This is a genomic window from Thermonema lapsum (assembly GCF_011761635.1).
Lineage (GTDB): Bacteria > Bacteroidota > Bacteroidia > Cytophagales > Thermonemataceae > Thermonema > Thermonema lapsum.
In genome coordinates this window covers 349,846-371,858 of sequence record NZ_JAASRN010000002.1, presented here as the reverse complement: position 1 = coordinate 371,858, position 22,013 = coordinate 349,846, and the positions used below count along the sequence as shown (strand labels likewise).

The window sequence follows — 22,013 nt, the reverse complement described above, 5'->3', positions numbered from 1 at the left end:
ATGCCAGTGTACTATCGCCCTTGCGAGTATCATTGGGCGCTTGAAAAAAGGTAGAGGGGAAACAAAAAAACAAGCCTACCTTCTTCCATGGGGTAGGCTTGTTTTGTCGAGTTGCAGAAAAAGCAAGCAGCTTAGTGGGGCAGCTTCTTGTGTAAGAAACCGTAAGCCATAGTACCCAGCACAGCAGCCCCTATCATCAGGGCGAAGTGTAGAAAGCCAGCACCCAAACCAATGAACATCGGACCCGGGCAGGCACCCGTAAGTGCCCAGCCCAGCCCAAAGACTGTGCCGCCCAGTAGGTAGCGTTTATAGGTAGGAGCCTTGGGGGGTACCACAATCCTTTCGCCCCGTACGTTGCGGATGATGCCTTTTCGGATGAGCCAGTGAATGACAATGCCCAGTACTACGGCAGTGCCTATGACACCGTACATGTGAAAGGAATAGAAGTGAAACATTTCAAAAATACGAAACCATGAAATGATTTCTGCTTGCACCATGATGATGCCAAAGGCAATGCCTACCACGAAGAAACTGAGGAGTTGAGGCGACAACACTTTTTTCTTTTGCTCTGCAGCAGGTTTATGTGTTACTTTCATTGTTGTTACAATTTGAGGTTGAACATTACCCTAAAAGGAAGGGAATAATCAAATAAGTACTGATAAGACCGCCGATAAAAAAGCCCACGACGGCTATGAGTGAAGGTAGTTGCAGGTTGCTGAGTCCACTGATGGCATGCCCAGAAGTGCAACCACCCGCCCAGCGAGCACCGAAGCCCACCAAGAAACCACCCACGAGGGTCATGACGATGCCAGCAGGGCTGCCCAAGTTTTCAAGCGAAAGTAATTCCATGGGGTAGAAGCCCTGTTGGGGATTTATGCCCATAGAGAGGAGCAGCTCTTGGGTGGCTTGCGATAAATTCAGGGCACTTGCTTCCGGATACATGAAATGATAAGCAAGAAAGCCACCTACCATGCTACCCAACAAGAAGCTGAGGTTCCAATTTTGGTGGCGCCAATCGATGTCGAAGAAGTCGCAGCGGCGCCCTATGCCCGTCATAGCGCAGATTGTGCGAAAGTTTGAAGAAATGCCAAATGATTCGCCCAACCACAAAAGTGCCAACATGACCAACGCGATGCCAGTACCTGCCCAGTACCAGGGTAGGTAAGCTTGTGATTCTACAAACAACTGATTCCAAATTTGTTCCATATAGCTTTAGGATTTTGATTACAAAGATATGAAAACATGTTTTTATTTAAAAGGATTGTTTTTAAAATTTGTAACTCACAATCACATGCAAGAGCGCCAGATTGACTTTCCCAAATGCTTCCTTTTCAGATATGTTTCTTGTGAGTGGGCTTTTGTAGGTAAATAAAAGAGAAGCATTCCAGTGAGTGTTTTGATAGCTCAGCTCGGTATTTAGATGCTGATAGGTAGGCATTCCATAGCGATTGGCGGCGTAATCGTTGATGCGAGGGGTTTGATGCCATCCCCAGTCGGTGTTTAGCGCCCAGTGCTTGCCTATGGAGGCGTGGTAGTTCACCACAAGGGCAGAGGTGGTGCTCAGCCCTTCGCTACGTTCGCGCCGTTGGAAAGTAAAGAAAGGGTCGCGCCCCCACTCGCGCGGGAAGCTGAAGGGCGCATTGCCGTTCAGGTGAAGCCATGCAATGCCCAGTTGGTGCTTTGGGTGAAAGTAGTAGGTGATTTTTCCACCCAAACTGTAGTTATAGCTTTCTGGGAGGAGGTAATACCAATCTGGACCAATATTACCTCCCTGTGTGGTACTCTTTTGATAGTGTGCCTGCCATTGTAGCTGCCAAGCTTTGTTTACCTGATAACTTCCTTCTATATAGTAGAGTTGAAACAAGCGGTCGGCAAGGTAGGTCCACAGGTGTTGTTGCAAGGCGCCCCCCTGTGCATTTAGGCGCAGATGTCCAATGAGCAGGTAGTCGCTGTTTATTTTACCTGCGTATTGGAGGGGGCTGCCATCGGCACTTCGCCCCATGGGATACAAGCCAATGCTTTCCTCGACTGTGCGCCAACCACTGGTATTACGCACCCACACGGCTTGAATACCGTAGCCTTCCAAAAGCCATGTTTTGTTTTTCCATTGCAGCTGTGCGCCTTGTGCAAGGGTAGGAATCATGCGCCCATCTTGTGGATTGAAGAAAGGGGTTTTCACGAGCATGCGCCCATAGGTGGCTTGCCATTGCTTAGTATGGAAGCGCACATAAGCCTCGCCTATGTCGCTTATGTGGCGATTGCGTGGGTCGTTTACGTCCATCAGCCCTATGGCATAGCGTGAAGGTTTGCCGGTCATGGGGTCGGGGGTGTCGAAATTACCACTTATCAGTTGTGAGCTGTAGAAGGCGACAGCTACCTGCCAGTGCTTGGCTGCTTGGAAAGTGGCTTTCAGATGCCCGCCGGTAGCTAAAGCATAAAAATCTTTGGGAGCCCCTTGGTTGAGTTCATACAGAAAATAGTTGCGCCATTCGCCCGAAGTCTGCAGCCGAGTGAGGCTGTCGGCGGCTGTAGGGCTTTGTTGAGCCATGAGCTGAGTATGAAAGGTAAAGCAAGTGAGGACAAGAGCAAAGTAAGTGCGCATGGTTTTATTGCACGTTTTTTCCGCCGTAAAATTCAATGATGGGCTGAAAGGGTCCGTATTTGTGTTGTATGGGCGGGAAGCTATCGGCATAAGGACCATAAGGAGCCGATACGGGTTTTCGGTTGAGGCTTCCGGGATAGTCTTTTTCTTTGCCTGCCATACGGGGGCGCTTATTATGATAAGCGTTGATGAAGGCTGCTACATCATAGGCTTCTTCGTCGGTGAGCATGGGCGAGTCGGCAGTGGCGCCAAAGGGCATGTTGGCTTTGATGAACTTGGCAGCGGTAATTAGGCGGTGCATGCCGGCGCCATCGTTGTAGCTGTCGGGACCCCACAAGGGCGGGTATTGATAACCGCCGGCTTGGTTGCGCACACCTTCACCATTTTTACCATGACAAGAAGCACATTTGCTTTCGTAGATGGCTTTGCCGCGCAGGGTGTCGGCAGCACGGGCGGGCAGCGTTATGTCGGGCAAGCCGTTGCCTTTGAGTTTTTCGCCTATGGGCACTCCACGGCTCACCCAGTGCATATAGGCGACCATGGCGCGCATCTCGCGGCTATCGACAGGCAGGGAACGCCCGTTCATGCTGCGTTCCATGCATCCGTTGATGCGTTCTTCTAAGGTGCCTACTTTGTTTTCGCGTCCTCTGTATTGGGGGAAAAGTCCCGGAACGCCCACATAGGGGATGGCGTAGTATTTGGTGCCCGCCTCCAGATGGCAGTTTTGGCACGCCAGTCGGTTGCCTGCATAGCGTAGCTTGGGGTTGGGTGCATCTGGTCCCAAATACTTATAGGTTTCGTGTATGAGGGCATAGCCATAGCGTACCAAGCTGTCGTAAGGGCTGTTGCCCAACTCTTCGAGTGTGGGTTTTTTGAAAAAGTTTGGTTTGTTGGCAGGCGCTGTTTCTTGAGGTTTGGAAACCGTAGGGGAGGCGACAGGGGCAACTCGTGCTACTTGCTGCTGTAATTGCTCGTTTTCTTGTAGCAGCCACACATTCAAGCCTATGAGTATGAGCGTTGTCAAGCCGAAGGCAAATAGCAGCAGCAGGATAATCTGCAATATCTTGGCTACAAACTCGGAGGTTTTCATAGTGTCTTTCTTATTTGAGGATGGTTTTGATATGCGAATATATAAACATTTTTTCATATAAAAAATTCCATTTTTCTTTTTGGCGTTGGTTGGGTTGATAGTTTTATGGCAAGAACTCAAGTGTGCCTTTTTTTCGAATAGAGTAGCAGCAGCATCAAGCCAAATGACAGGAAGTAAAGCGAGAGGGCAGGCTCGCACTCGAAGCGACAAGGAAGGAGAAGCAAAAAAGCCCTTTCTTACGAAAGAGCCTTTTGAGAGAAAGTATGGGCAGTCTTGCTTAATTCAGTCGGTAAGGGGTTATGAGTGTAAATTGTGGAATTTGCACGTGGAATTCTTTGCCGTCGAGCAGGCGGCGCATGAGGTAGTAGCCATACATTTTGCCGATGTCGGTGCGTAGGTTGCAACCAGAGACATATTCATGTTTTTGTCCGGGTTCTATGATGAGTTGTTTTCCACGTACACCTGTTCCTTCCACTTCTTTAATCATCCAGTTGGAGTCGAACACAAACCAATGGCGGCGCATGAGTTGGATGGTGTAGGGGCTTTGGTTTTCGATGATGATGCGATAAACAAACACATAGTGCGCATGCAGAGGGCTGGAGTAGTCGGGTTGGTATTCGGTTAGCACACTCACGCGCACCCCCTCCGTAACTTGTGTAACCATAGCTTTGCATTTTCTTGTGGGTGAAGCCTTTCGTAAAATAAAGGTACTAAGAAAGGCAGCCCCATACAAGAAAATGTAGGAAAAAATGCTAATTTTTGTTTTTGAATTAGTTGTATGTCAGCGAGCTGAAAAGTGCCTTGCTAAGGCAGCTTTTATAGGCTACTTATTTCGGAAAGTAATGCGTTCCCTTACCCATGAAGGACGTCCTTCGGAGTCTGTTTCTACGTGATTTATCAACAGCGTAAGCGGCTTAAATGAGACGCTCTCCACTAAGTTTTGCAGGGTTTGCTCCCATGTATCGCCCAAGTACATATCGAGCCGGACGGTGAGGGGCTCAATGAGTGCTTCGAAGGTAGCGGTTTTGGGGTTGTAGCTAAACAGATGGTAAAACTTGTAGTTGCTGGTAAACCACATGGGCAATACCCCTATTTCGTCGGCGCCGTCGCCGGTTAGGTCGCCTTCGTTGACCAAATAACCAGCAATGGCATTGCTTACCTCTATGGGTTTTAAACGGGGATTAGAAAAAACGATATACCCCAGACAAGGCTCATACACGCAACCCATATCCACGGTAGGAGCGGCATAGAGCCATGCATATTCTTTGACACCATCACCATTGAAATCACCTTCGAGGGCGGGCACCTGTTCATATTCAAAAACAGTATAGCGCTCTCCCTGCGCCTGCAAAGACGATGCGCCGAAAATGCACATTACAGTAGCAAGCAATACTTTTTTGCCCATAGGACCATTTCAATTTTACAACAACACACTTACAAAAACATTGGGGCTTATAGAAAAGCCCCAAGAAATCACATCCACATTGGTGCGATTAAAAGGGTTGGACGTAAGCTGGTACGCCAAGCCAGAATTATTTCAATTCCACATTGGTGCGATGGCAACCATTAGGTAGAGCATTACGAAACGCAGTGGTCAGCGAGCTTGTCGAGCGATTTCAATTCCACATTGGTGCGATTAAAAGAACTATGCAGTACAGAATCATCAACTTAACCCAACAATTTCAATTCCACATTGGTGCGATTAAAAGCATTATTTGATAAGTACCAGTGGCAAGAAATAAAAGCATTTCAATTCCACATTGGTGCGATTAAAAGTCGCTTTTGAGGAAGAGCATGGGGATACTGTGCAGCAAATTTCAATTCCACATTGGTGCGATTAAAAGTTGGTAGTGCCTTCGCAGGCACCGCCAGAAGATTTTACATTTCAATTCCACATTGGTGCGATTAAAAGTGTCTTTGTCTGCCAACACCATTTACTTTCACCTTATTTCAATTCCACATTGGTGCGATTAAAAGTTGACTGAGAGGCTTTATATGATATACAATTCCTCAATTTCAATTCCACATTGGTGCGATTAAAAGCCGCCGTTTTAACAATGAAAAGTTACCAAAAAACAATTTCAATTCCACATTGGTGCGATTAAAAGTAACAGGCTGTGAAGGCATCGACGCTCTTTTGCTCATTTCAATTCCACATTGGTGCGATTAAAAGAAAGCGATGGTTAGCTTGTACCGCTTATTTAACGAGATTTCAATTCCACATTGGTGCGATTAAAAGAGAGTGGGTAAAGCTAAGAGGCATCCCCGATAGAGATTTCAATTCCACATTGGTGCGATTAAAAGGCTGAACGATATGCAGCAAGTTGCTTAACATTCAGAAAATTTCAATTCCACATTGGTGCGATTAAAAGTGTACTCCTCCTGTGAATCTGGTGTGTATTCACCAGCTATTTCAATTCCACATTGGTGCGATTAAAAGTACCGACGCCAGCCTCACCAACGAGCACAATTACAATTTCAATTCCACATTGGTGCGATTAAAAGAGGAGTATGAACCAAAATCAAAAATTTGAGGTAATCAATTTCAATTCCACATTGGTGCGATTAAAAGCCGTAGGCAAGTTAAGTAAAAAAATGCATTCTTGCAAGTGCAGGCGGTGTTTTTTTGTGCTTGAAAACGGGGTGGAAGTCGTCGAACGGCAATAGTGTAATTTTGCCTGGAGTTCGACGACTTTTGTAAGTCATTGTAAATCAATAATTTATATTTGTATTTGTTTCAAACAAAGGCATTTTCTGCTGGGTTGAACGGGCATTTGCTGGACTTCGACGACTGTTGTATTTGCAAATCATTCATAATCAATGTTTTACAAAAAGTTGTCGGTGCTTGATTTTTCTTTTCCTATGATTTGTTTGTCGAGCCAACGCTCGTGCCGGCTGGTGAAGATAATCAAGCTGTCGGTTTCGGGGTCTATGAGCCGGCGCGCCCGATGAATGAGCTCTTGCAACTTGGCTTCGGTGATTTCGCCTTCGAAGACCGAGTTTTGTATCCAATGCAAATAGCGGCGGCAGAGTTTCAGCATCTTTGCCGTGCGCTTTTGCTCTACGTCGTAAACAAGGATTACGTACATAATACCACAGTTTTCAACTTGCTTAGTATTCAAGGCAATGCATACACTTTCTTTCTTGCCGTTTTTTACCACCAGGCTTTAAAGGGTTTATAGTCTTGAATTTCTAAGACGTGTTTGATGAGTTTGTAACATTCGAGGCGTACCAAGTGCTCATAGCTTACCTTGCGTTTGAGTGTGCGGTGCTGGATGGTGGTTTGTAGGCGTTCTTCCCAGTGGGTTACAAACTTTTTGGCAGCAGCAGGGCGCAGGGTGCAGCCTCTTAGTTCGGTTCGGAAGTCGGATGCTTGCAGTATCTTTTTGTTGAGCATGCTGAAAATGGTACGGTCTACCAGCAAAGGTTTGAATACCTCTGCCAAGTCGAGGGCAAGGCTGTAGCGCCGCATGCCGGGTTCGTGCAGGAAGCTGATGGTAGGGTTGAGTTGGGTGTGGAATATCTGCCGCAGGCAGAGCGTGTAGCATAGCATGTTGCCAAAGGAAATCAGGGTGTTCAGTTCATTTTCGGGCGGGCGTTTGCTGCGTTTTTCGAATGCAAAGTCGCTAACAATATGCTCGAAGCATTCGTAGTAGGTTTGTCTTATGTTGCCTTCTATGCCCATGAGGGTTTCGATATCGGGGGCAGTGGCAGTGCTCTGCCACAAGGCTTCGATTTGGGTGATGGGGTTTTGCAGCGGCGCTCCGCGCCCAACATAGTAGCGCAGGTTCTTGAGCATGTTGTGCGTGGCGCCTTCTATGAGCCGCCGGGCAAGGGCAAGACGTTTGTTGGCGCTTAGGTAGGTTTTGGTTTGGGCTATCTGCACTTTGCCGGCAAGCAGGTAGTCGCGTGGCATGAAAGAGCCGGTGTAGTATTCGTAGTAGTTGAAGAAGTGCACAACAATGCCTTGTTGCCCTAAGAAATTATACAGGGCGCTGTTGGCATCTAAACTGCCAAACACATAGAGTTCTTTTATGCTTTCTACAGGCAGATAGCGGGCTTGCCCTTCTTTGCCTTCTTCATCTATGGGCACGAACTTGAGGGTGTTGTTTTGGCGGCTTAGGCGCCCGGGGTTGAACAAGTAGTAAGACTTTTTCATAAGCGTTTAGTTTTCGGCTTCGTCTATGTAGCAGTAGTCGTAGTAAGCGCACTGCCGGCACCAGCGGGTCTGCAGCAAAGGGGGGCAGTGCGCTTGGCGCAACATCTGTGCCATGGTGTGCAGCTCTTGGCGGAGTTGTGCCTCGGTGGTAGCATCGAGCGGCGGCACTTCGGTGCTGCTGCGCAACAAGGGGTATTCTATGATGCCACGGCAGTCTTCTATGCCGTTTTCTTTCAACAAGAGCTGATAAAAGCGCATTTGGGCGATGTGGGCTTCTTCTTTGCGGTTCGATTTCTTGGTTTCGTGTATGAGGCGCGCTTCTGGGTCGAAGTAATCGATGACGCCCAACAGCTGGGTGTGGGCATCGAGGCGGGCACGCAGTGCCAGCTGACGGTTGCACTCGCTGCGCCGGGCATAGCTGTACTCTTCTACCAACTTGCCGGCATGTACTAAGTCGCTGTTGTGCTCCATATGAATGCCGTGGTGGAAGAGCCACAACTTGCGCCGGCAAAGGTAGTAGTAGTTGATATGGGTGGCGGTCAGATGCATGAGGGGATACAACAATAAAAAAAGGAAGCTCTTTTTGTAGAGCTTCCGTTGTTTGGGTTTATTCTACTAAGTGTTGCGGCTTATATTGTAGTAGGCGGTTTTTAATTTGTTGTTTTGCTTCTTCGAGTGCCCTATGGTTGGTTTTGTTCACATCGGTGAACTCTTCTGCTACAGGCATGATGTAGAGCTCGACTTCCGGTGTTTGTTCATCGATGACGGGTATCATTTTATCCGGGTTCTCTTCGTTCGGTTTGCACCGAATGGCATTGGCAATATAGTGGGCATTTTCGCTGATGGCGATTGCCAGTGTTGTCATCGGGTCGAAGGTGCGCGATTGGTTGGAAGTAATTTGCCAGTTTACAATGGCATCGGCAAGCGCATCGACTATCTGCTGTTTCATTTCTTCTGGCACCACCAACACTTGCCCATAATAGCGGCTTGTTTTTTCTTGCCATCCATTCTGACGAAGTTTTTCGGCGGTTTCGTCACTTATTTCAGGCTCAAAGGGGTTTAGGGTAACTAAAAAGAGTCTGTCCATATCGATGGCAAGGTCTTGGACAAACAAACCGGTGGCTCTTGTTTGGTCGGGTATCCATTTGCGGTAGAGGCTTCTGTCTTTGCCTTTCAATAGTTCTTTGATTTCTTCTGGACTGAGCGGCTTGCCTTGGGCATCTTTTACTTCGACTTTGGTGTTTGGGCTATTGGAGCGGTCGAAGGTAGCGTTTTCTTTGACTATGCCTGCCAACGAGGGGTGCAAAGGACGCATGGCTGAAATCGACAGGGGGCTTCTTCTTTTCAAAGTGCGTTCTTTACCGCCGGAGGAAGCGTGCATCCACCCACCTACGAGCAAGTCTATGTAGCTCGGGTCGCATTCAGTATATACCTCCCCTTCGGCAAGCGCTCCCTGCTTGTTTACGTTGAATACGAAGGTAGTAGGTGCCGGCAATTGATTGAGCTTGTGCATCATGGCTTCGATGATGCAGCGCTTGACTTGCTGCCCGCTGGAGTATGGTAAAGACCTATCGAAGATGGGGTCGTAGTATTTTTTTTGACCACCGTCAACGGCGAATACGGTGTAGTCTACTTTTTTGAGAGTCCTTACATAAAGATTGTTGCTCATAGTTGTATTGTTTTGGATTTTACTTGAAACATTAGGCTTCTTTTTCAATGAAGGCGTAGTCGAGTTGAAGCAATACGCTGAAATAGCGGAAGTCCTCTACGGGGAGCCCGTGCACATAATCGCGCAATTCTTTGAAGGTTGACAGGCGTTCGTGCTCAGCAGGGAGCTCTTTCACTAAGTTGTTCAGTGCCTTGAAAAATTCATACTTAGTTGCACTCTCGAGTAGCTCATTCACCAAGTTGAGGTAGCGGGTGCTCCCTTGTTTCTCTTGTGCTTTTTCTTTGAGTAGCTCGTGCAAAGCCTGCGCTACTTCTTTGCTGTATTCGAGTTGTTCTTCTTTGTTTTTGGTAATCATAGCTAACAACCATGTTTTATAGGTTCGAAATGAAATGACATCGAGATTTTTGTGTTTTCGTGTGTCTTTTTTCTTTTGATTGTACATTTCTCGCAGTGCCTTCGGTTCAAGGGCAGAGAGCCCCAATGTGCCTTTTTGGCAAGCATATTCTAAGGCATCACCATAGAGCGCTTCATAGGTAGAAGCATCTTGTATAGCTGCTTGCGCACCAAATAGTTTTTTGTAAAGCGCTATCAAAGACCGCACCTCGTGCAGCTTCATGGAATAGAAGCCAAGGGTTTGGTTGGTCTGCCCAAAGGAATAAATGTAAGCCAGCAGCGAGCTAGACCCACTTTCAGGCTTGTAGTGTTTCGACAGTCGAAAAAGGAGTTTGCTCCAAGGCAGTGTTTTGATTTCAATATTTTTATCACTTTCTTTGAAAGCGCCTCGTTCTTCAAAATCTCTGATGATGGGGTTTGGGTTGTTTGTTTCAAGAAAGTAGGAAAGCCATTGCCCGTTCCATGATGAAATCTTGTTGGGGGCAATTTGAATAGCTTGGTCGTCTAAGAAACGCCGATACACGCTCCAGCCTTTGGCTATTTTCAGCAGTAGTTCTGGGTCTTGAAAGAGGAAACTGTACCCACCTTCTACGCCTACGCCAAGGGCAGCACCAAACCAAGCGCAATAGACATCTTCGGGCGAGATGTCAATGGCTATGTCAGTTACTTGTCCGGAGGTAGAGTTGAACTCTTCTTTTTCGGAGGCAGGAAAACCGGGCGCTGTGCTTGCGTCTATGTAGCCAGCTTTCACTTTTTCGTGGAAAGTGTCTAACAGCTCAAGCCTTCTTTCTTTCGATAGATTGCTTACTTTTTCTCCGGATTTCAATTGCACAAAAGGCGAGTTGCCTACCCATATCATGTACTTGTTCGAGTCGAGGAACAGAGGAAAGAACACCTCGTCAAAGAATTGTCGGGGTGTGTAGTGGGTCGAGTGCGCTTTGTTGTATGCTTCTAGAAATAATTTGCCTACGGTTACGTTAATCATAGTTCATGGATTTTAAAGGGTGAAACAGCTTGCTTCTTGCTTCAATACAAGACCTAATTCCGGTGAGTAGCATTCCGATGGAACGATAAACGGCTGATTGCCACGAGGGTGTTGAGGGTATTGCTTGACTTGCCAATATCGAACAGGTATTTCGTACATACTGCGCTCTTCGGCAGACGCTTCTTGATAGGCTTCGTAGTCGCTATCGACAATGCAAGCGACGGTGTCGATGTCGAGCATTTCCATGAGCAGGCTTTTGCTCATGTGTGTGAGGGGGGCAATGCGGAACTTGCCGCCGTTGAAAATGCTATGATTTTTAATCGATACTTCTTTAATTTCTGGAAACACATAGTCTATCATGCTTTGTAAGTTGGCTTCTTGGAGCACTTCTCCATTGGGTAGTACCTCATAGGTGCGTTGTAGTATTTCCAATTCATAGGGCTTGGCTTGGTTGCTGTCGTCGGGTGGGGGCAGCACAAACACTTCTTTGTAGTTGCCTATGGTGTGGGCGCTGCGTTTACGGTTCACTCGTCCAAAGCGTTGTACGAGGCTGTCGATGGGGGCGCAGTCTGTTATCATGGTGTCGAAGCTGATGTCCAAACTTACTTCTACCACTTGGGTAGAGACCACAATACAAGCCTCTTTGGAGGTGTTGAACCTGCCAATGTCATGATTGTGCTTGTCTAAGCCCATGAGTAGTTGCTCTTTGTTTATGCGGTCGCTCCTCTTGAAGCGGCTATGTAAAAGCAGGCTGTCTATGTGTGGAAATTTCGTTTTGATTTCCTGATACACGGTTTGTGCTCTTTCTATGCGGTTGCATACAACCAGAATCTTTTGTTTTTGTGCCACTTTTTTTTCTAACTCGCTGTAGATGTCGTCGGGCGAGATTTTATGCACTATATGACGGTTGAAGGTGTGGAGTTGGTCTTTTGGGAGCTGCACCTCATAGGTGAGCTCTGCGCCCAGTCGGTTCAATATTTCTTGGTATAAAACAGAAGGAATGGTAGCACTGCCCACATGGATACGGCATCCAAGAGCTTTCAGGACTTCTATGAGTTCAAGCACAATGCCTTGTGAGACATCGGTGTAGGTATGTACTTCGTCTAAAATGACATCGCTGTTTTTTAGGTCTAGCATCATGCTTTCAAAGCCTGCTGTGCCCAGTATGATGTTGGCGATTTGGTAGGGGGTAAGCACTTTTACGCCCGAGCCCACTAAGTTTTGCAACATGCGCTCTTCTTTCTTTCCTTCTTTGACGACGAGCTTTGAGCTACCATGCAACACTCTGATGTCGAGATTGGGGTTGTCGGGTAAAAGCATGTGTTTCAGTCGGTAATACATGGCATTGATGGATGCCTGAAAGGGCAGTATGTAAAAAACTCTATTGCGGCAGCGGCGCATCAGAAAGTCTGTTTTGCCTGCACCAGTAGGGGCAAGCACTATAGTGTGAGGCTTGTCGGAGGTAGCCTCTATACTTGATAAGGGATACAAAGGGTGTTGCCTGTTGAAGCTTTTAAGAATGGGTTTTTGGAAAGTGTGTTGAAGGTAGCGGGGGGTTTCATGAATCAAGGCAGATGCAAAGTGGTCGGCAGCCATCAGCAAACCTCGCCATATAGAAACGCCTTCTTCTTTTGTTCTCTTTTCGCAATATTCAATAGCCCATTCAAAATTACGACGGGCTTCTTCTATGGAAGGGGGCGTTGTTTGCACAATGTGTTCTTTGCCCAAGCAAAGTAATAACCTATGTGCTTTGGGAGCCCAATCTTCGAAGTGGGCGCTGTGAATCTCGAATACGTCTTCTCGCTCTTCTATCAAGTCCAACAGCCCCTTTTTTCGTATATCGTGTTTTACAGATTTGTGGTGTGCTATGACCATTTCGGTGAGTACGACATGGAACTGCTCCGGAAAGCAAGACAAGAAGAAGATAGAGGCTATTTCATGTCGGAAGGGCTTGTCGGGCTTTTGGCTTGCTTGTAGCCTTTGTTGAAAGACAGGACTTGCCTTGCCTATGTCGTGTAAAATAGCCCCCAATTGGGCTTCTACGACGGGCATATTGTTGGCTTTGGCTATGTGTTGGGCAGCCATACTTACATGCCATAGGTGTTCGTGCAGAGAAGTGTACTCTGGTGCTCCCTTAGCCTTTAATTCAGGAAATAGAATAGCTTGCATCATGGGTTGGTCTGTTATTTTACCGGTTCACCCACCACACGTAAACAACCATACATCATCTCCTTGTGATTGAATCGGTTGTAACCTACCGGGAATGCCTCGTTGTTGTGTTCAAATACAAGTTCAAAGCCGCTGAAACGATTGTCTTGTAAGAAGTCTTCCCAAGAGATATTTGTAAGCAGCTCAACTGGGAACAACATGTCTTCGTTGCGCGCCAAGCATATATGTTCTTGAAATGCCCTTTGGGCATCTTCTTTTTCTTTGAAAGCCAACCACAGAGAGGGGTAGAGCAAGCAGCCTCTTTGAAGAATAGAGCGTTTCCGCAAAGGTATCTGAAAGGTTTTGGTTTTTACTTTTTCTGGTTTTTTAGGGTCTGGAAATTCCTTTTTGATTGCCTTGAAATCCACTCCTCTTGTTTGTACTACTTCCTGTTGCTTTGTAATGGCTTGGTAGTTGAGTCTGTGCCCGCATATTTTATAGATGCCCCACTCTTTGGAAAGTAACTCTGGAAAAATCTTTCTTTCAATGCCGGCTATCATAGATGGCGTCAGGAATTGCTGGCTATAGGTTAGCCCATCGCGCACCGCCGTCCATGGTTTTATGTATGCAAAAGTGCCTTCATAGCGCACCAAGTGAATGTTTCGTTCCATAGTTGTTTTGTTTTATTTGATTGCACCAAAGCCAATACCCGTGGAATGCCCCAAACCAGCGAGCCATGCAAAGGTTTTTAGCTCGCGGGAGCCCTGAATCTCTACAGGGCAGAGGTTGGCTCTGTTGAATACGCCTTTATAATTGATAAGCCTTGTACTTGCTTTGCCCACATGCGGAACAAATCTTATCGAGAAGTCGTCGGGCAAGTCTAAGCCAAAGACAGACATTTTCTTTTGCAAAGCTTTTTTCAAAAGCTCTCCGGCTTGGGGGTCTTCGTAGCTAATAAATCGAGACTTGCGTGTTTCTTTTGAGTATTGTTTTATCAGGATGGGGCTTGCAGGAAAGAATATGTCTCTGTTTTCTAAATCCGGAGGGCTTTCGAGGTAAACCTCCTTTACTCTTAGAGAAAAGAATACTTCTGGGTTGCTCTCAATGCCCATGATGAGTTGATACAGCAACTCGTTGTTGGGAGAAGCTATAAAAAAGGAGGTATTTTCGCCAAGATGCAGTCCCTTACTTGAGTAATCTTGAATTTTCAAATTAGAAAAACAGAACATGGCAGGTTGTTGTGTGCTGCCCGGCTGAATTCCCATCCATCTGTGCACGGCTTCGGTGAGCAAGTGCTGATGGTCGTAAGGGATGGTTATGCCTTTACTCTGAATTTTTAAATGTATTCTCATAATACTGCGTTTTTTCTTACTTGCGTATTTCCATCACGCACCACTTGCACCATGCCCATGCCGGCGGCGGCATTTTTTTCGCCAAAGCCGGCGTAGTAACCTATTTCATGCAGTTCGATGGGGGCAGTCAGCTCAAAGCTGAATTCATAGCCACGTAGTTCTGTCTTTTTGACTCTTAGCAGCTTGGAGCGAGGCGTGCTCAGCAGGCTGAAGCCAAAAGGCACCCCATGGGGGAGGCTTTCTTCGAGTGGTGCTTCATTGCTGAGCGCTGTTACCCTTTGCCATGCTCGCCACTTGCGCAGCAGGTTTTGTAGCAGCAGGGAGGCGTAGTCTGGCGCATCGGGCGCCAGATATTGGGGGTAGGGATTGCCCTCTACTTGCTTGCTTATGAGCATAGGCGATTCGCAGCGGTAACGCATCGTTTCTTTGAAAAGGGGCGGTGGCAGTATGCGCACCATCTGCACTTCAAAATCTACGGCATAACGAGGACTGCCCAAACGAAACCTTTGTTGTTCGAACAAGCCCGTAACGAAGTGTTGCATGGTTTCCGGCACATAGAACGAGAGCGTCAGCGTTGAGGTGTTTTCAAGCAATACGAGCATTCTGTTTTTCTGGTCTATGCTATAGCGTCGGGGCTGCAGCTTGCCAAAGGTAAACAGACGGTATGCCCGTTTGCCATAGACGTACCCTTGTTGGTGCAGCCATTCGGCAAAGTCGCCATCGGCTTGTGCCAGCGTCTTGTAAATCCATGACGACACTTGGTATTGGTAGTTGAAATCCACCTTTGCTTCAGGCAGATGTTGTAGTGTCAGTTGAATCCTCATTGCGATGATGTTTTATATGCTTGAAACTGTTCGAAACAAAGCTACTACCGGAGGTATGACAAAAACTGTCCCTCCTCAGGAAAATTTTTCACTTTTTGTCAGAAAGACCATTTTTTGAAGTCGCGACCGCAAGTGCTCGACCAGCTCGGCGGGCTCCACAATAGCGATGACTTGCTCGTGATTGCCCAAGAGAAAATTACTCAGCCCGATGAACTGGTGGTTTACCTTGCAACGGAAGGCATAGCTTTCGGCATCTATCTTTTCACAATATTGGGCGCAAATCGGAAACTGCTCTATGAGCAGGTTATAGCCACCCGTTTTCAGGCGGATATCCACCGGCACTTGCAGCTCATCTACGATGAGGAAAGGGTCGGTAGGCAGGGGGCGGTGTTTATGTTCGTATTGCCATGATTCATTGAGCACTACCACCTCGCCACAGCGTGAAGGGCGGAAAATACGGTTGCTTTGGTGGTGCAGGTCATAGGCAAAACACAGGTCTTCGGCTGCCCGCAGCTCGAATACCTCTACCCGACGGTCTTTCGTTTCGTTGGAGTTGACCGAACGGTAGTTTTTTAGCAGCACCTGCCGCTTTTGCTTTTTTGCTTCTGCCAGGTGCTCTATCTTGGTCAAAAAAGGCTTGGGATAAGCCAGCAAGCCCAGCTTGTGGAAGTCGTAGAGTGAGCCCAGCTTTTGGCGCAGGCGTCGCGCTCTGTGCTCTTGTAAGGGCAGGTTGTCGATGGCAAGGTAGAGCATCTGCTGTTCTTCGATAGAAAAATACAGCAGGTCTTGGAGTTCTTTGCCCTTCTCTTCGGTGCGCAGCGCATAGCGGTATTTGCTGTCGTAATCGATGACAAAACCGGCATTGCGGATTTCTTCCAAATCGCGCTTGATGGTGCGCACATTTACCCCCATATGCTTTGCCAGCTCTTTGAGCGTGTAGGCATAGGGGCTTTGAATAAGCAGCAACAGCAGGCGCAACACGCGCGCACGGGGGCGACTCTTGTCACTCATGGAAGTAAACCTTTGTTTTATACGTAGTAGTGGGCAGCAGTGTGCCCTGTATGTACTACAAAATAGCGATTTTCCAAAATATGGCAATTTTTTTACAAGCTTGTTGACCGAAGCAAGTCCATGAGGCAAAAGCCGGTTGCTGCCCTTGCTTGTGTTTCTTCAAAAAGCACTAACTTTAAGCCCCTGACAGAAAAAACTATATCGACCATACCCAATTAAACGCGTACATACACTATGGCAAAACCAACCATCAAGGAACTGTTGACTACTGCGCCGCAAGAACAAACGGTAGAAGTACTGGGCTGGGTGCGCAATCGTAGGGGCAGCAAGCAAGTAGCTTTCATTACCGTAAACGACGGCTCTACCATTCACAACATACAGGTGGTAGTAGACCTCAACCAGATATCCGAAGAACAGCTGAAAGAGGTGCACACTGGGGCGTCGGTGCGTGTCTTGGGCAAGCTGGTGCCTTCGCAGGGCAGTGGGCAGGCAGTGGAGGTGCAAGCCCAAGAAGTAGAAGTGTTGGGACCAGCTGACCCGGAAAAATATCCTTTACAGCCCAAAAAACACTCTTTGGAGTTTGTGCGCGAAAACGCCCATCTGCGGGCACGTACGGCTACTTTTGGCGCTGTGTTTCGCGTCCGTCATCATGTATCCTATGCCATCCACAAGTTTTTCCATGAAGAAGGCTTCTTCTATGTACACTCACCCATCATCACCGCTTCCGATGCCGAAGGCGCGGGGGCTATGTTTCGTGTTACGACCCTCGACCTCAAAAATCCGCCCTTGACCCAAGAGGGAGAGGTGAACTTCAAAGAAGATTTCTTCGAACGTCCGACCAACCTGACAGTGTCTGGGCAGCTCGAAGCCGAATTGATGGCGTTGGGTTTAGGGCGTGTGTACACTTTTGGTCCTACCTTCCGTGCCGAAAACTCAAACACCACACGCCACTTGGCAGAATTCTGGATGATAGAGCCCGAAGCCGCCTTTTATGACATCCACGACAACATGGACTTGGCTGAGCGTTTTGTGAAGTACGTCATCCGCCATGTGCTTGAGCATTGTGCCGACGACTTGGCTTTCTTGGAAAAACGCCTGCTCGACGAAGAAAAGAGCAAGAAGGAAAGCGAACGCAGCCCCATGCCGCTCATCGAAAAGCTGAATTTCGTAGTAGAAAATGCTTTCGAGCGTCTCAGTTACACCGAAGCCATCGAGCTGTTGCTGCAGTCGAAGCCGCAGAAGAAAAACCAATTTCAGTTCCCCGTTTCTTGGGGGATTGACCTGCAGGCAGAGCACGAGCGCTATTTGGTGGAAAAGCATTTCAAAAAGCCCGTAATTTTGACCGATTACCCCAAGGAAATCAAGGCTTTTTACATGAAACAAAACGACGACGGCAAGACCGTCCGCGCTATGGATGTGCTCTTTCCCGGTATTGGAGAAATCATCGGGGGTTCGCAGCGTGAAGAAGACTACGACAAGCTCAAACGCCGTATGGAAGAAGTAGGCATCTCTACCGAAGAGATGTGGTGGTATCTGGATACCCGCCGCTTTGGCAGCGTGCCCCACAGTGGCTTTGGCTTGGGGCTGGAACGCTTCGTGCAGTTCATTACTGGCATGGGCAACATACGCGACGTGATTCCTTTCCCCCGTACACCCGGTAACGCCGAATTCTAATGCATTACCAGTCCCCACAACCGCCCCCCGGACAGCTAAAAGAGCAATTGTGGCAGGCACTGCGCGCCCCGCTCCCGGGGTGGCGTGCTCATATAGGCATGGCACCGCCGCAGCGTTTCCCCGACAAGGAACCCCGCGACTTGCCTCCGCCACCCGGTGCTCGCCTTGGCGCAGTGCTATTGCTGTTGTATCCTAAACAGGCTGTTTGGCACATACCTTTCATCGTGCGCCAGAAATATCCCGGCGTCCACAGTGGGCAAATAGCCTTTCCCGGCGGCAAAGTAGATGACACCGACGCCGACTATGTGGATACTGCCTTGCGCGAAACAGCCGAAGAAATAGGAGTAACGCTAAGCCCGCCACAGGTCGTCGGAAGCCTGAGTCCTTTGTATATTCCACCCAGCAACTTTATGGTGTATCCACAGGTGGCAGTCATAGACTATGCCCCTGTTTTTGAGCCAGAACCTACCGAAGTAGCCGCTACACTCGAAATCCCGTTGCATGAGTTTGAGCGCTGCCGTGACGTGCATGTACGTCTTTGGAAAGACCAAGAATATCACATCCCTTGTTTTCGTGTGGGAGAGCACATCATATGGGGAGCCACAGCCATGATACTGAATGAGTTCTTGCAGGTATGGAGGCAAATTGTTTCTTCTGGTGCCTAAGTCTTTCTTTCCTTCCTTCGAAGCTTTCTGTTGCTTGTTGTTCAGACTTTCGGCTCTTGTGCTTGTGGAAATAAAAAAGCCCCTCAGGTTGAGGGGCTTGGCAGGTGTTTACGCCTCTTGCAAGAATTGCCGCAGCACGTAGTTCAATATGCCTTTATGGCGGTAATATTCCACTTCTATTGCTGAGTCGAGGCGGCAAATCACATCAAAGGTTACAGTGTTGCCATTGCTTTTTTGCGCTTTCACGTGTAAAACCGCCTGCGGTTTGATGTTGTCATCTATGCCTTCGATACTGAATATTTCGGTGCCATCGAGACCTAAGCTTGCCGCCGATTCGCCCTCTTTGAATTGAAGCGGAAGCACCCCCATACCAATCAGATTGCTGCGGTGAATGCGTTCATAGCTTTCGGCAATCACTGCCCGGATGCCCAGCAGGTAGGTCCCTTTGGCAGCCCAGTCGCGCGAGGAGCCACTACCATATTCCTTGCCTGCCAGTATCAGCAGCGGGGTGCCGTCTGCTTGGTATTTCATTGCCGCCTCGAAGACGGTCATTTCTTCGCCTGTAGGCAGGTAGGTGGTGTAACCGCCCTCACGTTTTGCCAGCTTGTTTTTGATACGCACGTTGGCAAAAGTGCCGCGCATCATCACTTCGTGGTTGCCACGGCGCGCACCGTAGCTATTGAAGTCTTTGGGCTGCACACCTTTGGCTATCAGGTACTTGCCAGCAGGAGAGTCGGGCTTAAACGAACCGGCAGGCGATATGTGGTCGGTGGTAACGCTGTCGCCCAAATACAACAGGACGCGGGCGCCTTCCAGCGGCTTGATGGGCTCAGGCTTTTCTGGCAGGTTCGTGAAGAAGGGCGCCTCTTGGATGTAAGTAGACTGCTCGTCCCATTGATAAATCTCGCCCGAAGGTGCCGGCAGCGATTGCCACAAGTCGTCGCCTTCGAATATCTGCGTGTAGTTTCTGCGGAAGTCTTCCGGTGCGATGACCTTCTGCATCACCTCGAATATTTCTTCCTGTGTGGGCCATATGTCTTTTAAATAGACCGGTTCGAGGTTGGGGTCATAACCTAAGGGTTCATTGAGAAGGTCTATGTCTACGCGACCGGCAATAGCATAGGCAACTACCAGCATGGGCGAAGCAAGGAAGTTCATTTTTACCTGCGGATGTACCCGCGCCTCAAAATTGCGGTTGCCCGACAGCACGCTGGCAGCAATCAATTGATGCTTTTCTATGGCTTCGGCGATGGGGGCGGGCAGCGGACCACTGTTGCCGATGCAAGAGGTGCAGCCGTAGCCTACTACATGAAAACGCAGAGCTTCTAACTCTTCAAGCAAGCCAGAACGTTCCAAGTAGTCGGTAACCACCTTAGAGCCGGGCGCCAAGCTGGTTTTTACCCAAGGCTTTACACTTAAGCCGCGCTCAATGGCTTTTTTGGCGACCAAACCTGCCCCTAACATCACACTTGGGTTAGAGGTGTTGGTGCACGAGGTGATGGCAGCGATGACTATGGCGCCGTCGCTCAACAAATACTCTTCATGGTTGAGGCGGACACGCACCGTGCGTTGTTTGTTTTTTACTTCTTCCACGATTACTTCGGCATCTGTCGAACGGTTTTGTGCCTGCTCGCTAAAAGCAGTTTGGCTGCCCCCCTCGTTGAGCCATACATTCTCTTGACGCGCTTCTGGCTCTATGTAGTCGCGTTGATGCTCTTCTTTGAGCAGCTTTTTGAAGCTTTCTTTCAAGTCTTTTACCAGAATCTTGTCTTGCGGGCGCTTCGGACCCGAAACGGTGGGCTGTACGCTGCCCAAGTCCAGTTCCAGCACGTGCGAATATTCTATTGGGTCTTGGCTATTGCGCCACAGGGCATTGGCTTTGCAGTAGTCTTCTACCACGCGAATCCATTCTTCGGGGCGCCCGGTGAGCGCCATATAGTCGAGGGTGCGCTCATCTACGGGGAAGAAGGTAACGGTACACCCAAATTCAGGCGACATATTGGAGATGGTTGCGCGGTCGGGCACGGTGAGCTTGTCCAGTCCGTCGCCAAATACTTCTACAAACTTGCCTACAACCCCATATTTGCGCAGCAAGTGGGTGATGGTCAACACCAAGTCGGTAGCGGTGGTGCCTGCCGGCAATTCGCCAGTGAGCTTCAGACCGATGACCTGCGGCGTGAGGAAATAAATAGGTTGCCCCAGCAGCGCGGCTTCTGCCTCGATACCGCCTACCCCCCAGCCCAGCACACCAATGCCGTTGACCATGGGCGTGTGGGAGTCGGTGCCTACCAGCGTGTCGGGGAAAAGCACCCCCTCTTTTTCCATCACCCCTTTGGCGAGGTATTCGAGGTTCACTTGGTGGCAGATGCCCATGCCGGGAGGCACTACAGAGAAGTTTTTAAAAGCCTTTTGTGCCCATTTGAGCAACTGATAGCGTTCTTTGTTGCGCTCATATTCCAGTTCTACATTGCGGCGGAAGGCATAGCTCGTACCGAAATATTCCACCTGAATGGAGTGGTCTATGACCAAATCTACGGGAATGAGCGGATTGATTTTCTTCGGGTCTTTGCCTTTGCGCTGCATCTCGGAGCGCAAAGAAGCCAAATCTACTACTGCGGGCACACCGGTGAAGTCCTGCATTAAAACGCGTGCCGGCTTGTAAGGAATTTCCTTGTCGCTGCCCGAGGGGTGCCAGTGAAGTAAGGTGTCGAGGTGTTCGGTAGTAATGCCGAAGTTGTCGAAGTTGCGCAGGGCATTTTCCAGCAATATGCGAATGGAGTAGGGCAAACGACGTACAGAAAAGCCTTTCTCTTCTACTGCGGGCAGCGAGTAATAATTATACTTTTTGCCGCCCGATTCGAGAGAACGACTTACTTCTTGGGATAACTTTTGTAAGTCCATAGGGTTCATTTTTTTAATAATTGTTCATTCAAGCTACTGCAATAGCAAAAACAAAAATAAAAATTCTTAGAAGAGAAGCAATTTTCTGTTAAGAAAACATTAAAAAAACCGCTGTGGTTATGCAGCGGTTGAAGTTAGGAATGCATACTAAACGTATGGGGTAGAAGCCATACGGCTTTAGGAAACAATTTGCATGAACTTCATGGCAACGCCCATGTTGCCTTTTACTTTTAGCTTGCCCATCATGAAGGCGCTCATGGGGTTGAGGTCGCCATCCAGCAGCTTTTGTGCGTCTTCGGCAGAGAGTTCTACCACGCATTCGGCTTCTTTGTCTTCGTTGTGTACTTGAGGCGGGGTGGTGGTGGCATCCACATATACCACGCCGGCGTCGGTTACAAACTTGATGGTAGCCCCCAGTGAGCTGTTGTCGCCTACGAGGGTTTGCATGCGTTCGGTCAGTGTGCTTAAACTCATGGTTGTTTTTGTTTTCAGTTTTGAAGCATTCAAAAAAAGCGAAATTTTATCATTAATTCAATATTT

At 48.3% G+C, this 22,013-nt stretch carries 20 protein-coding genes and 1 CRISPR repeat array; of the genes, 2 read left to right on the top strand and 18 right to left on the bottom strand.

The window, feature by feature from the left end:
• Positions 1-131: 131 nt before the first annotated feature.
• The 16 genes from FHS56_RS06950 to FHS56_RS06875 form a co-directional block, all read right to left on the bottom strand.
• A complete protein-coding gene (locus FHS56_RS06950; protein ID WP_166919169.1) occupies positions 132-596 on the bottom strand; it encodes a DUF6691 family protein in 465 nt (154 codons plus the stop codon).
• 25 nt (positions 597-621) lie between these two features.
• Positions 622-1,206 (bottom strand): YeeE/YedE family protein, encoded by a 585-nt coding sequence (locus FHS56_RS06945; protein ID WP_166919168.1) that lies wholly within the window; start codon positions 1,204-1,206, stop codon positions 622-624.
• 61 nt (positions 1,207-1,267) lie between these two features.
• Positions 1,268-2,602 carry an OprD family outer membrane porin gene (locus FHS56_RS06940; protein ID WP_166919167.1) on the bottom strand — a complete coding sequence of 445 codons (1,335 nt, stop codon included), beginning with the start codon at positions 2,600-2,602 and terminating at the stop codon, positions 1,268-1,270.
• A gap of 4 nt (positions 2,603-2,606) precedes the next feature.
• The gene (locus FHS56_RS06935) at positions 2,607-3,692 is read right to left on the bottom strand and encodes a c-type cytochrome (protein ID WP_166919166.1); all 1,086 of its coding nucleotides are present in this window, start codon (positions 3,690-3,692) and stop codon (positions 2,607-2,609) included.
• Positions 3,693-3,969: 277 nt separating this feature from the next.
• The gene (gene apaG / locus FHS56_RS06930; RefSeq protein WP_166919165.1) at positions 3,970-4,356 is read right to left on the bottom strand and encodes a Co2+/Mg2+ efflux protein ApaG; all 387 of its coding nucleotides are present in this window, start codon (positions 4,354-4,356) and stop codon (positions 3,970-3,972) included.
• 159 nt (positions 4,357-4,515) lie between these two features.
• Positions 4,516-5,097 carry a hypothetical protein gene (locus FHS56_RS06925; protein ID WP_166919164.1) on the bottom strand — a complete coding sequence of 194 codons (582 nt, stop codon included), beginning with the start codon at positions 5,095-5,097 and terminating at the stop codon, positions 4,516-4,518.
• A gap of 65 nt (positions 5,098-5,162) precedes the next feature.
• Positions 5,163-6,264: direct repeats of the CRISPR family, unit length 30 nt; unit sequence ATTTCAATTCCACATTGGTGCGATTAAAAG.
• 253 nt (positions 6,265-6,517) lie between these two features.
• Complete coding sequence (cas2, locus tag FHS56_RS06920; RefSeq protein ID WP_166919163.1) at positions 6,518-6,781, bottom strand: CRISPR-associated endonuclease Cas2; 264 nt, start codon at positions 6,779-6,781, stop codon at positions 6,518-6,520.
• A 65-nt stretch (positions 6,782-6,846) separates the two neighbouring features.
• Positions 6,847-7,851: a type I-B CRISPR-associated endonuclease Cas1b gene (gene cas1b, locus FHS56_RS06915; protein WP_166919162.1), complete on the bottom strand. Its 1,005-nt coding sequence runs from the start codon at positions 7,849-7,851 to the stop codon at positions 6,847-6,849.
• 6 nt (positions 7,852-7,857) lie between these two features.
• Positions 7,858-8,415: a CRISPR-associated protein Cas4 gene (gene cas4 / locus FHS56_RS06910; protein ID WP_166919161.1), complete on the bottom strand. Its 558-nt coding sequence runs from the start codon at positions 8,413-8,415 to the stop codon at positions 7,858-7,860.
• A 43-nt stretch (positions 8,416-8,458) separates the two neighbouring features.
• Entirely contained in the window at positions 8,459-9,520 is a 1,062-nt protein-coding gene (locus FHS56_RS06905; RefSeq protein ID WP_166919160.1) for a CRISPR-associated protein Cas7, read from the bottom strand.
• A 31-nt stretch (positions 9,521-9,551) separates the two neighbouring features.
• Positions 9,552-10,898, bottom strand: coding sequence for a hypothetical protein (locus FHS56_RS06900; protein ID WP_166919159.1), 1,347 nt, complete (start codon positions 10,896-10,898; stop codon positions 9,552-9,554).
• 12 nt (positions 10,899-10,910) lie between these two features.
• Complete coding sequence (cas3, locus tag FHS56_RS06895) at positions 10,911-13,070, bottom strand: CRISPR-associated helicase Cas3' (RefSeq protein WP_243844177.1); 2,160 nt, start codon at positions 13,068-13,070, stop codon at positions 10,911-10,913.
• Positions 13,071-13,081: 11 nt separating this feature from the next.
• On the bottom strand, positions 13,082-13,717 hold the full coding sequence (locus FHS56_RS06890) for a hypothetical protein (protein WP_208409647.1): 636 nt from the start codon (positions 13,715-13,717) through the stop codon (positions 13,082-13,084).
• A 12-nt stretch (positions 13,718-13,729) separates the two neighbouring features.
• On the bottom strand, positions 13,730-14,398 hold the full coding sequence (gene cas6, locus FHS56_RS06885; protein WP_166919158.1) for a CRISPR-associated endoribonuclease Cas6: 669 nt from the start codon (positions 14,396-14,398) through the stop codon (positions 13,730-13,732).
• Positions 14,395-15,222, bottom strand: coding sequence for a CRISPR-associated endoribonuclease Cas6 (gene cas6, locus FHS56_RS06880; protein ID WP_166919157.1), 828 nt, complete (start codon positions 15,220-15,222; stop codon positions 14,395-14,397). The genes cas6 (FHS56_RS06885) and cas6 (FHS56_RS06880) overlap by 4 nt, the downstream gene beginning before the upstream one ends.
• Positions 15,223-15,297: 75 nt before the next feature.
• Positions 15,298-16,233 carry a helix-turn-helix transcriptional regulator gene (locus FHS56_RS06875; RefSeq protein ID WP_166919156.1) on the bottom strand — a complete coding sequence of 312 codons (936 nt, stop codon included), beginning with the start codon at positions 16,231-16,233 and terminating at the stop codon, positions 15,298-15,300.
• Between the two features lie 234 nt (positions 16,234-16,467).
• Here FHS56_RS06875 and asnS point away from each other — a divergent pair, with 234 nt between their 5' ends.
• The gene (asnS, locus tag FHS56_RS06870) at positions 16,468-17,907 is read left to right on the top strand and encodes an asparagine--tRNA ligase (protein WP_166919155.1); all 1,440 of its coding nucleotides are present in this window, start codon (positions 16,468-16,470) and stop codon (positions 17,905-17,907) included.
• The gene (locus FHS56_RS06865) at positions 17,907-18,572 is read left to right on the top strand and encodes an NUDIX hydrolase (protein ID WP_166919154.1); all 666 of its coding nucleotides are present in this window, start codon (positions 17,907-17,909) and stop codon (positions 18,570-18,572) included. Before asnS ends, FHS56_RS06865 begins: the two co-directional genes overlap by 1 nt.
• Before the next feature lie 108 nt (positions 18,573-18,680).
• On the opposite strand, the gene acnA is transcribed toward FHS56_RS06865, so the two are convergent.
• Together acnA and FHS56_RS06855 are read right to left on the bottom strand one after the other, a co-directional pair.
• A complete protein-coding gene (gene acnA / locus FHS56_RS06860; RefSeq protein WP_166919153.1) occupies positions 18,681-21,473 on the bottom strand; it encodes an aconitate hydratase in 2,793 nt (930 codons plus the stop codon).
• A gap of 177 nt (positions 21,474-21,650) precedes the next feature.
• Positions 21,651-21,947 (bottom strand): SCP2 sterol-binding domain-containing protein, encoded by a 297-nt coding sequence (locus tag FHS56_RS06855; RefSeq protein ID WP_166919152.1) that lies wholly within the window; start codon positions 21,945-21,947, stop codon positions 21,651-21,653.
• Positions 21,948-22,013 lie beyond the last annotated feature (66 nt).

Bases quoted from the DNA above. Each gene is read 5' to 3' on its own strand.
- FHS56_RS06905 (WP_166919160.1), bottom strand. From the start codon at position 9,520: ATGAGCAACAATCTTTATGTAAGGACTCTCAAAAAAGTAGACTACACC.
- FHS56_RS06875 (WP_166919156.1), bottom strand. From the start codon at position 16,233: ATGAGTGACAAGAGTCGCCCCCGTGCGCGCGTGTTGCGCCTGCTGTTG.
- cas6 (WP_166919158.1), bottom strand. From the start codon at position 14,398: ATGAGAATACATTTAAAAATTCAGAGTAAAGGCATAACCATCCCTTAC.
- cas6 (WP_166919157.1), bottom strand. From the start codon at position 15,222: ATGAGGATTCAACTGACACTACAACATCTGCCTGAAGCAAAGGTGGAT.
- apaG (WP_166919165.1), bottom strand. From the start codon at position 4,356: ATGGTTACACAAGTTACGGAGGGGGTGCGCGTGAGTGTGCTAACCGAA.
- FHS56_RS06865 (WP_166919154.1), top strand. From the start codon at position 17,907: ATGCATTACCAGTCCCCACAACCGCCCCCCGGACAGCTAAAAGAGCAA.
- FHS56_RS06900 (WP_166919159.1), bottom strand. From the start codon at position 10,898: ATGATTAACGTAACCGTAGGCAAATTATTTCTAGAAGCATACAACAAA.
- FHS56_RS06940 (WP_166919167.1), bottom strand. From the start codon at position 2,602: ATGCGCACTTACTTTGCTCTTGTCCTCACTTGCTTTACCTTTCATACT.
- FHS56_RS06890 (WP_208409647.1), bottom strand. From the start codon at position 13,717: ATGGAACGAAACATTCACTTGGTGCGCTATGAAGGCACTTTTGCATAC.
- cas1b (WP_166919162.1), bottom strand. From the start codon at position 7,851: ATGAAAAAGTCTTACTACTTGTTCAACCCCGGGCGCCTAAGCCGCCAA.
- FHS56_RS06945 (WP_166919168.1), bottom strand. From the start codon at position 1,206: ATGGAACAAATTTGGAATCAGTTGTTTGTAGAATCACAAGCTTACCTA.
- FHS56_RS06855 (WP_166919152.1), bottom strand. From the start codon at position 21,947: ATGAGTTTAAGCACACTGACCGAACGCATGCAAACCCTCGTAGGCGAC.
- cas3 (WP_243844177.1), bottom strand. From the start codon at position 13,070: ATGATGCAAGCTATTCTATTTCCTGAATTAAAGGCTAAGGGAGCACCA.
- cas2 (WP_166919163.1), bottom strand. From the start codon at position 6,781: ATGTACGTAATCCTTGTTTACGACGTAGAGCAAAAGCGCACGGCAAAG.
- FHS56_RS06925 (WP_166919164.1), bottom strand. From the start codon at position 5,097: ATGGGCAAAAAAGTATTGCTTGCTACTGTAATGTGCATTTTCGGCGCA.
- FHS56_RS06950 (WP_166919169.1), bottom strand. From the start codon at position 596: ATGAAAGTAACACATAAACCTGCTGCAGAGCAAAAGAAAAAAGTGTTG.
- FHS56_RS06935 (WP_166919166.1), bottom strand. From the start codon at position 3,692: ATGAAAACCTCCGAGTTTGTAGCCAAGATATTGCAGATTATCCTGCTG.
- asnS (WP_166919155.1), top strand. From the start codon at position 16,468: ATGGCAAAACCAACCATCAAGGAACTGTTGACTACTGCGCCGCAAGAA.
- acnA (WP_166919153.1), bottom strand. From the start codon at position 21,473: ATGGACTTACAAAAGTTATCCCAAGAAGTAAGTCGTTCTCTCGAATCG.